The sequence below is a fragment of the Paenibacillus sp. FSL E2-0201 genome (genome assembly GCF_037963325.1).
Taxonomy (GTDB): Bacteria; Bacillota; Bacilli; order Paenibacillales; family Paenibacillaceae; genus Paenibacillus_AQ.
In genome coordinates, this window is record NZ_CP150154.1 from 3,534,230 (window position 1) to 3,546,201 (window position 11,972).

Annotated in this window: 8 protein-coding genes; all 8 read right to left on the reverse strand. The window is 44.6% G+C overall.

Translation table 11 applies throughout. The features are described from left to right. Positions 1-17: 17 nt before the first annotated feature. The 8 genes from NSU15_RS15915 to NSU15_RS15950 all read right to left on the reverse strand — a co-directional run bounded on the left by NSU15_RS15915 (position 18) and on the right by NSU15_RS15950 (position 11,833). Entirely contained in the window at positions 18-911 is an 894-nt protein-coding gene (locus tag NSU15_RS15915) for a sugar ABC transporter permease (protein WP_313637254.1), read from the reverse strand. Between the two features lie 76 nt (positions 912-987). After that, positions 988-2,361, reverse strand: a complete 1,374-nt coding sequence (locus tag NSU15_RS15920) for an extracellular solute-binding protein (RefSeq protein ID WP_042128092.1) — start codon at positions 2,359-2,361, stop codon at positions 988-990. A gap of 190 nt (positions 2,362-2,551) precedes the next feature. Further along, positions 2,552-3,742, reverse strand: coding sequence for a Ger(x)C family spore germination protein (locus tag NSU15_RS15925; RefSeq protein WP_339286676.1), 1,191 nt, complete (start codon positions 3,740-3,742; stop codon positions 2,552-2,554). Continuing rightward, positions 3,735-4,838 carry a GerAB/ArcD/ProY family transporter gene (locus tag NSU15_RS15930; protein WP_339286678.1) on the reverse strand — a complete coding sequence of 368 codons (1,104 nt, stop codon included), beginning with the start codon at positions 4,836-4,838 and terminating at the stop codon, positions 3,735-3,737. The genes NSU15_RS15925 and NSU15_RS15930 overlap by 8 nt, the downstream gene beginning before the upstream one ends. A gap of 36 nt (positions 4,839-4,874) precedes the next feature. Continuing rightward, the gene (locus NSU15_RS15935; RefSeq protein WP_339286680.1) at positions 4,875-6,545 is read right to left on the reverse strand and encodes a spore germination protein; all 1,671 of its coding nucleotides are present in this window, start codon (positions 6,543-6,545) and stop codon (positions 4,875-4,877) included. Between the two features lie 177 nt (positions 6,546-6,722). Further along, on the reverse strand, positions 6,723-8,921 hold the full coding sequence (locus NSU15_RS15940; protein ID WP_339286681.1) for a DEAD/DEAH box helicase: 2,199 nt from the start codon (positions 8,919-8,921) through the stop codon (positions 6,723-6,725). Beyond that, positions 8,918-10,237 (reverse strand): ATP-binding protein, encoded by a 1,320-nt coding sequence (locus NSU15_RS15945; RefSeq protein WP_339286683.1) that lies wholly within the window; start codon positions 10,235-10,237, stop codon positions 8,918-8,920. Before NSU15_RS15945 ends, NSU15_RS15940 begins: the two co-directional genes overlap by 4 nt. A gap of 15 nt (positions 10,238-10,252) precedes the next feature. Further along, positions 10,253-11,833 carry a TerB N-terminal domain-containing protein gene (locus tag NSU15_RS15950; RefSeq protein WP_339286685.1) on the reverse strand — a complete coding sequence of 527 codons (1,581 nt, stop codon included), beginning with the start codon at positions 11,831-11,833 and terminating at the stop codon, positions 10,253-10,255. Positions 11,834-11,972: the final 139 nt, after the last annotated feature.

Consider the following 11,972-nt stretch of genomic DNA (forward strand, 5'->3'; position numbering starts at 1 on the left):
GATCGCGCACTCCTTTGCTAACTGAATTTTTTCTCGAGCTTATTAAAGATAGTATTAATGCCAGCAGTAAACACAAGACACAGAATAACCAAGAATGAAGCGATCGCACTGCCATATCCATATTTAAAAGATAGGAATGAACTGTTGTACATATGTGTGGAAATCACATCTGTAGCATGAGCTGGTCCACCGGCTGTCATAACCATAACAAGATCAAAAGCCTGCAATGACCCTATAAATGCGAGTACGATAGATATTTTAAAAATTGGAATAATCAACGGAAAAGTGATATATCGGTCGGCTTTGAATCCGTCAGCCCCATCAATCTTTGCCGCTTCATACAGCTCATCCGGAATATTCTGAACCCCGGTATATTGAATCAGCAAATGGTAGCCGAAATATTGCCAAAGAGATACTGCATAGAGCGCGAACATCGCAATTTTAGGTTCTGTGATCCAATTGTGAGTCCAGCTATCTAGTCCAAGTGAGATCAGAACGCCGTTCAACATCCCTCCCATGGAGACCGGATCATAGATCGTTTTCCAGAGCTGCCCAATGATAACCACTGACAAAATAACCGGCGTAAAGTAAATAGAAACTAAAGTGTTTCCTTTTCTCACATACCGATTTAGAAGAATAGCCATCAGCAAACAAAATGGAATTTCCACCATAGAAGCAACCGCATAGAGCAAAGTCCTCCTTACGGATGGCCAAAACACTGGATCATGAAAAAACATCTCTTTGAAATTAGCAAGTCCAGCAAATGTTTTCGTAGTCGTAATTCCGTCCCATTGTAGCAATCCTGTATAAAAGGATACTAGGATAGGAGCAAACACCAAGCACACATACAAAAGCAGGCAAGGTAACACGAAGACGGCGATTGTGCGCGCTGGAACCTTTAGTACCTTCATTATTTCCGCCCCCTAGAATGTAAACACGATGCGAAGAAGCGTTTAAGCACCCTCGCATCGCGTTTTCAAAACCTTCTTATTTATTAGCTTCAAATGCGGTTTGATGTTCTTTAGCTACTTGAGCGGAATCCACTTTTTGAACAAAAAGATTTTGGATACTGCTGAGGTGGACTTGTGCAGTAGCTGGGTTCATGGTGTTGTCAAAGGCCAAGTCGCCACCTTTAACCTGATTAAACAATCCTGAAATGTTGATCGCCAGATCCGAATATCCTGCACCTTTCAGGTCTCCATCCACTTTTTGACCAATCCCTACAGCATTTTTAAGTTCAAATTGTTTTTTAGGAAGATTCAGAGTGAAGAAATTCAAGAAATCTTTCGTTTCTTGTAAATGTTCACTGTTCGCAGAAATCGCAAAGGCGCTACCTGGTGCGAGCATGAATTCATTTGGATCCCCTTTACCATTAACGCTTGGGAATTGGAAAGCTCCTGCTTTACCAGCCACTGAGGAAGCATCGATTGCGCCTGTTTCCCATGAACCGATAACCCACATAGCAGCTTTACCGGATTTGAAGATATTACCGCCTGCATTAGCATCAATGGAAGTTGCTCCATCAGGGAATGCACCTGCTTGCACGAGGTCTTGGAACCGGTCTACAGCTTCTACGAAAGCAGGATCTTCAAATGTTTTTTTGCCATCCAGCACATCTTGAAGGAAACCAGGTCCTCCATTAGTGCGAAGCAGGATATTCATGAACAAGAATGAACCTGTCCAGGAATCTTTTTCACCGATCGCAATTGGCGTAATGCCCTTTGCTTTCAAGGTTTTTACATCTTGGAGTAATTCATCAAATGTTTTAGGAGTGTCTTTGATTCCCGCTTGCTCGAAAAGTTCTTTATTATAGTAGACTACCTCGATGTTATTACCATCTGGCAGTGCATACACATTGCCGTCAAAGCTGTAGTAATCAAGCAGACCGGATTGATAGGTGTCTTTCAGACCATTTTGATCCAGCATGTCATTCAGGGGAGCGAACAGCTTAGCATCAACGAAAGGTTTCATTTGTGCAGCCGGGTTAACAATCGTAATATCAGGAATTTCTTTGGAAGCGGCTTGTGTTTTCAATTTGACCTTTTGCTGGTCCGTATTTAAAGTATCCAGTTCGATGTGAATATTAGGATTCTCTTTTTCATATTGGTCAACTAATTCATGAAGCATCTTATAAGAAGGTGTTGCTGGATCCGGGTAAATATTTTGAAACGTAATCGTGACCTTCTTACCGCTATCGGTTTTTGTAGTTCCAGCATCTGGAGCTTTCGTAGCTGTATTCCCTTTCGACTCTGTAGCGCCTTTACTCTCGTTGTTGTTTGAATTTCCACATGCTGCCATACTTAAAACCAAAGCTGCTGATAACGCAATTGTTGAAGTTGCCTTCATTTTTTTGCTGACCATTGTTTGACGCCCCCTGTTTTCGTTATAGGCTAATTATTGTACTGTTAAGCGCTTTCAACAAGGTGTCAAATTTAAGATAAATGGTTTGTTTTTTCTAGAAAAATACAATATATGTCCGAACATAACGAAACACCCGCTAATGCGGGCGCTTCGATTAAACTTATTTTCGATATTCTATCTGGAAATTCGTTCAATCAGATGTTGTACCAAAATCGGTAATCTTAAGCTTTAGATCAAAGGTCACTGGAATCCGAGTAAATTCCTCGTCCCAATGATCCTTAATCTGTTTCCAGACATGAGGCCTTTCAATGCTAAGCCAATCTCCGAATCCTGCTACATCCACTTTGTAAGTGGATTGCATTTTGTTGATAAGAGCATTGATTTGTTGGGTTAATTTTTCTTCAAATATCTTCTCTAGTTCTTTGAAATAATCAACTTCCGAGGAATACGCATCAACATCCCAATTCTCAATTAGGCGTCCAGTGGACTCAATTGCAACATGAAATGATATTTTCTTATCATCGGTCTCTTTCAGCGTAATCTTGCTCTTAACGGATTTAATCTCATAAGTAATCGACTCGTTCGACTGATCATATGCTTTGAGGCTCCCTCCTCTTATATCCCCCTTGATCCAGGCAATACTCTCCACATCATTTTGGTCGAGATTTCCGATCCAATGTCCTGTATCTCCCTTGATAATACCGGCTCCGGAAAATTTGATCTCCCCTTGTGCCTCTATAACGTTCTGCAACACAAAGCTTTGCTTGGAGTACATCAGCGCATCTAGATTCGATAACGTTATGCCCTTCATAACTTTACTGGTTCTGAAATTGTTACGGACCATCTCCACCAGCCGGAAGGAAGGAATCTCCTCCTCAGTCGTCATAAGCGAATCGGACGCGAGCCCCTGGCTAAGAAATATGAGACAGCTGGGACGGATATCGTTATCTCGGAGTACAAAATCCATTAACTGTCTGATCTTCGCCTTTTGCACTAGATCCTCTGATATGACGATAACCTTAAGGTGATGGCCTATAATCGGACGGTTTTTACGAATGGAGAACTGACGGAATAGTTCAAGCAGAGAATCCCCTGTTTCTGAAATATTGTAAAAATGGGTTTTGGTTTTTTCGCCTTCTTTACCGGAGTTCCCGATTGTTCTTTCAGGCACAATTTGTACGGTTGCCGTAAGTTTATTATGCTTTGGGTAGCTCCCTCCACGCTCCTCAAATTCCCGTTCGAGCGTTCTAGGTTCCCCCTTATCAAGCGCCAATCCTGTAATAACACTCAGGTCTTCAATTTCTTTACTGCTCCAACAACCAGGCTGCGTAAGCAGAATCATGAATATTATTAGTAAGTGTATTACCCTCTGTCTAAACATTCTGCTTGAGTCCTTTCTTCCTGATTAGTAATACGATCGACAATAAAAGTGGCAACAACATAAAAATCAGCACACCCATATAGCCAATCGATTCACCAAGACTGAAGACATCGTTGATGCGTTGAGGAATCATCGTGCAGATGAAAATTACAGGCATTAAGGCGAACATAACCGGATGGATCTTCAGATTAAACACTTGCGAAATTCCAAGTGACGCATTAAAGAAAAAACTGCAAAAATTGCAGAACATCTGCATCAGCCATATGACTAACAAAGGAAATTCAAATCGTTCAAAAAAGAATCCTGAAATTTCCAAGCTTCGTACCAAATCTATCGTAGGCCAGGTACTGGTGATTACAGAATTGATGGACAGACCTCCAATAACCATCACAACAGTTACCAAATACAGTACCAATGGGATACAGAATCCGACCATCATCCCTTTAACCGCTTCCTGCGGATGCTCCATAAAGGCCGTCATGATCATAACAACCTCACATCCAGTAAAGATCAGGATGCCCGACTTCATCCCCCGAATGACCGGCATCAGGCCTTCACTCATAAAAGGGCGTAAATGATGGATATCAAATATTCTGGAGCTTAAGATAAAACAAATAATCAGGATAAAGATACTGATCGGAAACACAATTTGAAACACACGGGCAATGGAATTAATCCCCCCATACACCAAATAGGTGCCTACCCAGATGAACGGCATCACAATCGCCCAAATTGGAGTCCCTTCCAGAAGAAAGAACAACGTTACTTCCGCCAGTACACGGATTTCGAAGCCTGCAATGACTATAAAGTACAGAATCAACAGTGAACTCAGCACACTGCCAGGAAGCTTTCCAACAATTTTTTTGGAATACTGAAAGACAGTTTTTCCTGGGAATTGCTGACTAAGCTTTACCATAACCATAATTACCATAAACACGACGACACCACCCAGCACCACAGAAACCCAGGCATCAGGAGTCTGTACAGCCTTGACAAGATCTCTTGGCAAAGTCAAAATTCCGGCACCCAGCATTGAATTGGTCAATACTATGGCAGCTTGCGAGGTTGTGATCTTGTCATCCGTACGTTTGAACACTGTGGTCTCCCCCCTGCTCCTGCAAGAATACATTCTCTAGGATTTGCGATTTTTCTTCTGGGTTTTCAGCATCTCCGGTCTTCGCTTCATAATGGACAAGGGTGCACGGATAAATAAATCCTTCCAGTCACTTACCCGAAATGGCGAGATAGGTGTGATGTAAGGCACCCCGAAGCTTGAAAGGCGAGTCAGATGACTGCAAATCAGCAGGAAGAACAGGATGGTTCCGTACATGCCCAGGACAGCTGCAAATAACATGCCTGCGAATCGTAAGATCCGGAGGGTAATTCCAGCACTGTACATCGGTATGGAAAACGAAGAGATCGCTGTCACTGCAACGACAATTACTAGAAATGGACTTACAATACCGGCCTGTACCGCGGCATCTCCAATGATCAGACCTCCGACAATTCCCATTGCCGGACCTATGGGCTTCGGCAGACGAATTCCAGCTTCACGTAAGATTTCAATAGAAATCTCCAGAATCAGTACTTCAATTAAAGCAGGAAAGGGTACACCTTGGCGTGCTTCAATTATGGAAATGGCCAGCTGAGTAGGAATTAGTCCCGGATGAAAGGAGATAAAGGAAATATAAAGCGCAGGGGCTAACAGAGCCAGAAATGATGCGCAAAACCGTAACACCCTTAAAAGGGTACCTGGAAACCAGCGCTCATAGTAATCCTCGGGAGACTGTAAAAGCATACTGAACGTCACTGGAACAATAAGTGCAAACGGTGTGCCGTCCAGCAAAATTGCAATTCTCCCCTCTAATAAAGAGGCAATCACTCGATCGGGTCTTTCCGTGTTCTGTGTTTGCTGAAACGGACTTAAATAATCATCCTCGATTAACTGCTCCACATAGCCAGATTCCAGAATAAAATCCATATCAATTTTGGAGATCCGTTCATTCACTTCCTGTAGCAGATCAGGATTTACAATGTTTTTCATATAAGCGATAACTAGACTCTTCTTGATTTCGCTACCCACTTCAACCCTTTTCATTTCCAGATTCTTATTAAGACCTTGACGCCGTAGCATAGAGGTATTCTCACTGAGCACTTCGGTAAAGCCAATCCGGGGTCCCCGCAGTAAAGCTTCCGAGGTTGGCTCAGTTATTGCGCGAACTGCTCCATGTGGAAAGCCAACCAGAAGCATCTTTCCCATACCTTCAACAATCAGTGCGGTATATCCAAACAGGACAGACTCCTGTAGATGGTCCAAATCTCTGGCATCACTAAGCTGAGCCAGCGGGAGCATATTCTGTTTCATGAAGGTGTATATTCCTTCTGAAGCCTGCATTTCACCGGCGAACATCAGATTTTGCAGCACCTGTTGATTGATTAGTTCTTCATCCTGCATGCCCTCCACATAGACCAATGCGGCACGTGCCTGAATACCTTTGACTGTAAATTCACGGAAATGTACATCACTGTTTCCTTCCAATGCCGTTCTTATCACCGCTAGATCGGCATCGTAATCTTGGGTAAACACTGTAGTCTTAGGTTGCTGTTGATTTGCTTCCCCGTTGTCTGTCTTCTTTGGCTCTGCATCCTGAGCGTTAGCTCCTGACTCCTTGGAGCGTCCGCTTCCAACATAGAAATACAAGTACTTGTAAAGGTAATACACCCCTATTGGAAAGAGCAGCGTGATCGCCGCCTGCATAAAAATTGTCCAATCCGGAATATAAGAGACTATTTTAGACCACATCGTTATCATCCTTTAATAGGAATCTTTTTGGTACTATTCTCCGTCCGCTAAATTTTTATACAACTTTTGGAATAGCAGGAAAGTCTATATCGATGCGAAGGGTAAATATCCCTGAGGGTCTGAACATAAAGAGACGCCCACATAAGTGGGCGTCTCAATTAAAATGCTTTAGTATATTTACTGTGGTTGCCGCCATTGTTTTAGCACTTCAAGCAGCCCAGGAACATCTAGTCCATCCAAGGAAAAAGCCTTGCGAAGCAATTCATGTGGGATGAACTCATCATACTTACCTAGGTAGGGTGCTTCATCTGGAGATAACAATGATAAAGGATCTGAGGCAGCCATACTTTCAGCAATGATTTCCGCTTCCAGCGTTTCTGCATCTGTTTTGCCTGCAACCACCATATAATAAGGTTCCATCGGCACGATAGATCGAAGTCCCTGTGAGCTCTTCAAATTGTTCTTGAGAAGGCGCTCCAGTGTGCGGAACTGCCGACTACCCGCCCATGGCAGAATAAACATCGAATCTCCACCTGCGGGCATAACGGAGCGTTCAAGCAATCCACTCTCCTTCGCTAAACGGCGGGCTCGTTCAAGACGCGCAGCCGCACTCGGAGCTAAATACGGATATAAAACAGTAGCCCCTAAGACCTCGCGGATTTTGGTCATGATACGTGTATGTACATCTCCACCCGCTCCAAGCCACAGCGTATCCACCTTACCGCGTGAAGTTTTTACATAAACAGCTTTATGGCGATTATCGACCTCTTCTACCTTCCAAAGCTTCCCTGCCAGAGTAAAACAATACCCTGGCGGTGGTACCGTTGTAATAGATCCAATCTCCTCAGTTCCGTTATAGACAACATGCTCCTCATCGTCTTTGAACACTGCGTAGAAGCGGAAATTGTTCACTATCTTTTCTCCCGCCATCCCAATAATCAAGCTGCCTTCATCCATCTTCTCGATTTGCCCCATGCCCAGCATATAAGTCATGAAGATGTCGTAATCCGCGGGATCAATACTATTGAAGGAAGGCAAGCTCAGTACAGCCTCCTTTAAATCCTCTGGCTCCGCCTCCCCCATACTCTTCAATATGCTCATCGTCTGATGGTATAACAGCCCAACTGGCAGCTGGCGCACCACCAGTGGTTCAACCCACTTCTCGCGCACATATAGCTCTATAACCGCTATCGCTCGAAGCAGCGTCCAAGGCATCCGTGCCGGAAGCTGCGCTTCCTCATCCTCTTCCTCGGGCGTGACAAAGATCATCTCGGATGCGGCGTCACCGCGCCTGCCCGAGCGACCGAGTCGCTGCACAAAGCTTGCGCAGCTATAGGGAGCGCCGACCTGGAGCACTCGCTCCAGCTCTCCTAGATCAATGCCCAGCTCCAGCGTCAATGTCGCTGCCGCAACTGCAGGTCCGGAGCCTTGCCGCAGCGCGGCTTCCGTCTCTTCGCGGAGCATCGCGGAGATGCTGCCATGGTGAACGTGAAAAACATCCCGTTCCCCACGCTTCGCGGCCGTTCTCCGCAGCTCAAGGGTCGCCGTCTCCGCATCCGAGCGGCTATTCGTGAAGATCAACGCTTTCTTAAGATGCGTATGATCGTAAATGAAATCGTAGTAAGACTGCTTCGCGCGTTCTAAATGCTCTGCCTGCACTTCATCCCGTGCATCCGGGAAAGAGAAATGCTCCACACTTAAACGGAGCTTACGCCCGCCTTGTGGAGCGGACACCTCTACGCTCTCCCGCGTCCCTGCCGCCAGCCACTCCGTCACCGAAGCATAGTCGCTAAGCGTAGCCGATAGACCGACTCTGCGCGGATGACATCCCGCCATTCGTGAGATTCTTGCCAGCTGACTCAGAACCTGAATCCCCCGATCAGCACCCATAAAGGCATGCACCTCATCAATGACTATGTAACGCAAGTCATGGAACAGCGCCGGAATAGCATTCGGGCGGTTCATCAATAGTCCTTCAAGCGATTCAGGGGTAATCTGTAGCACGCCGGAAGGATTCTGCACCAGTTTCGTCTTATCGGCTTGCGGAACATCCCCATGCCAGTGCCACACCGGAATATTGCCTTCACGAAGCAAATCGTTCAGCCTTGTAAATTGATCGTTAATCAATGCTTTCAAGGGAGCAATATATAGAATACCGACCGAACCGGAAGGACGTTCATATAACTCAGTAAGCGCTGGAAAAAAAGCCGCCTCAGTCTTACCTGAAGCAGTACCCGAAGCAATCAGTAAGTGATGCGGCGTATCAAACAGCACTCGGCAGGCATCCACCTGCGTCTCACGCAACGTCTCCCAGCGATTTTTATAAATAAACTCTTTAATGAAGGGAGCCAGCCTATAAAACGGATTATCACTCATAATTCAAACTCCGCGAGGAATCCATCTAACTCATTTTGCTCAGTATCAGCAGGTTTGGAGGTTCGTTCGCCCACTAGCTTCTCGAATGAAATCTCCGGATGCTGGTGCAAAGTGTGAAGTAGATCCATGAAATCACGTACCACTTCACGCGGTGTCAGGAGCTCGTCTGCCCCTAATCTGCCCACAGCTTCTTCCATAAAATGAACCAATTGTTCCTGTGTTAACTGTGCTTCATAACCATAATGTAGCGCATGAATATCTCTAAGCTTTTGCAAAAGGATTAGGATTTCTTCGTGTGAGAGCATGTCCAGTGCAATAATAGGTCCAGTGAAATTATTCAGACCTGCTGCACCGTATCTTCCTGCAACTAATCTAGAACGCAGCGCTTCATAACTAAATAATCCACGCCGTCCATCCTCCACAAACTGCGGAGTCCCCCCTATAAAAATCCCTAGGCTTTCTGCCTTGCCCTGCATCGTATCGTTGAACATCGTAAGCAGCTTCTCATAATTACTCTGACGTGAGATGCTGTTCGTGATTTTGTAGAGATTGACACCTTCGTCTATAAACAGCAACAGTCCCTTATAACCAATAGCAGAAGTGAATTCTGCCCACAGCTTCATATAATCATACCAATTATCATCATCAATGATTACGCCAACACCGAGCGCTTTTCGTGCTTCCGTTCGAGTAGCGAATTCACCTCTTAGCCAGCGAAGGGAATCCTGCTTCAATTCATCGTCAGCGAGCTTATGTGCATTCCAATAAGAAGCCAGTACTTTGGAAAAATCAAATCCATGCACTAAACCGCGCATTTCGGAGGCTACAGCATAGATCCGTTTCTCAACTTCATCACCAAGCTGGGGGTGATCAGGGCCGTATTCATTCTCCTGCATCACAGACTGCTGAAGCGTAATGATCCATTTTTGCAAAATAATCTCCAGAGCACCTCCATCTGGACGCGTCCGGGTAGACAAATGACTCATCAGCTCTCGATATGTAGCAAGACCTTGTCCTTTCGTTCCCACTAATCTTCGTTCAGGGGATAGATCCGCATCGGCCACTACAAAATCCCGATCCATCGCATAATTACGGATCATCTGCAAAAGAAAGCTTTTACCGCTACCGAATTTGCCTGTAATCAGCTTAAAGGCCGCTCCACCCTCCGCGATATTGTCCATATCTCTCAAGATTGCTTCAATCTCTGGCCGACGACCAACGGCTATATGTTCTAGTCCGATACGTGGAACCACACCGGCGGTCAGTGAATTAACTAGCGCTGTCGTCATACGTTTAGGAATTTTCAAAACGTCCATCTAAAGTTCACCCCATTAAATATTAAGCAGATAAATTTTATATTCCTCTGCAATTTCTTCACCATCTATGATCAAATCACCTAGAATGTCCATTGCGATGTCGTTGATCTCATCAATCAAGAGCTCTGACATTGTGCCGTTTACAGCCGCTAGCTTCTGTATGGCATGAATTCGGTCTTCGTTCATTAACGCAAGCAGAGCTTCGTGTTGGAGTGAACTTAAAGCATTAGCGAACTGTTCCCACTCCGTCCCTTCGTTAGCTGATTGAACTTTTTCAGTAGCTAATTTAGGCTCAAGAGACTCAAACGGTACAATGATTTGTTCTTTTTCTTTTTCATCTATTTTTTCATTTTTTTCTGGCTCCGGTCCTTCACTAATGATTTCGATATCGCTATCCTCAAATTCTTCCAGCTCATTCATTTCCTCAACCGTAAGCATGGTTCGTACAATCTCGGAATCACTCTGCAGCCTTTCAAGCTTCTCACGATCAATGACCACTGCCGGACCCTTGTCTTCCTGTTTCTCTTTCTCAAACTCCCGCTTCAGAAAACGTGTGATAAGGTCATCCATATCCGCATCCACGTTAACCCCTTTGAGCCTGCCTCGATATCCCATCAGTTCCCGTAACTTATTCTCTGTCAATCGGAATAGCCTTGTAATCAAACTGCGAAGCGGTGGAGATTTACTGATACGCACAACCGGTATAAGTACAGAATAACCATATAGCGAAATATCATATACGGCACTACGGAATAAATAACGCTCCCGCATTACTGAGGGGCCTGGTGGGAACATTTCAACCAAATTTGATCCATGTTTCCGGCTGACATAAGCGTTGATTAATGCCACTACCTGTGGAATAAATCGTTCGAGGGCTTCTTTACCTTCCCCCATATAAAACTTGGACTTACTAATATCGTAATCCGACATTGCTGTTAATACCGTAAAGGTTAACTGCTCAGGAGATACAGTAAGACATCTCTCTAACTCTAGCTCTGCCAGATCTCCAGCAAGACCGCGTGAACGAGCAACGATTAAAGATAGAGGCACATCCAAATGATGAACAAACGAGAAGTCTGCGATCCAACCACCTAAATATTGATCCAGACGTTTATAATTTTCTCGATAAGCTTCCCAGATTTGACTGAGCTGCCTATAGCCATCATAAGGGTCTTCCCAGCCTACACCATTAATAAGCTCATACACATGCAGAAAAATATATGAAAGATCCGTTTTCGGATATCTATCCTGTCTAACTTCATTTCGCCAATAAAAATACCATCTACTTTGTGTGCCTGTCATATGACCATACGTAGGCCAGTAACTCTTAAATGGAACAAATAGTGCCGAATCCTCGGTCTTATGTTCCAATTCCTTCGCTCTAGTTACAAACTGACCTTCCGTTGTTGTCACAGGCTCAGGGGTGTCAGTCTCCGTATCCCAAAGCTGCAGCTGTAAAGAAGGTTCAGATGATGCTTTAGAAGATAACTTAGGCAGCGCTGGTTCTGATGAATTTCGTGGGGGAATAGGAACATTGTGCTCTGTGCTTTCCCAGACCAATTCCGTGAAATGAGGTTGCTTCCCATCCTTACTCATGTTCGATCGCTCCGTTCTTATAAAAGAAGGACTAATGCAAGCATAAACGCCTTCACCGTCCTTATAAGGACGGTGCGCGTTTATGCGAGAAATATTAGACCTAAAGTATAGTGGAAATTATACTTTCTAATATTTTAAA

Excerpts from the sequence above, each read along its gene's own strand:
- NSU15_RS15915 (WP_313637254.1), bottom strand. The coding sequence starts at position 911 with ATGAAGGTACTAAAGGTTCCAGCGCGCACAATCGCCGTCTTCGTGTTA.
- NSU15_RS15920 (WP_042128092.1), bottom strand. The coding sequence starts at position 2,361 with ATGGTCAGCAAAAAAATGAAGGCAACTTCAACAATTGCGTTATCAGCA.
- NSU15_RS15925 (WP_339286676.1), bottom strand. The coding sequence starts at position 3,742 with ATGTTTAGACAGAGGGTAATACACTTACTAATAATATTCATGATTCTG.
- NSU15_RS15935 (WP_339286680.1), bottom strand. The coding sequence starts at position 6,545 with ATGTGGTCTAAAATAGTCTCTTATATTCCGGATTGGACAATTTTTATG.
- NSU15_RS15940 (WP_339286681.1), bottom strand. The coding sequence starts at position 8,921 with ATGAGTGATAATCCGTTTTATAGGCTGGCTCCCTTCATTAAAGAGTTT.
- NSU15_RS15945 (WP_339286683.1), bottom strand. The coding sequence starts at position 10,237 with ATGGACGTTTTGAAAATTCCTAAACGTATGACGACAGCGCTAGTTAAT.
- NSU15_RS15950 (WP_339286685.1), bottom strand. The coding sequence starts at position 11,833 with ATGAGTAAGGATGGGAAGCAACCTCATTTCACGGAATTGGTCTGGGAA.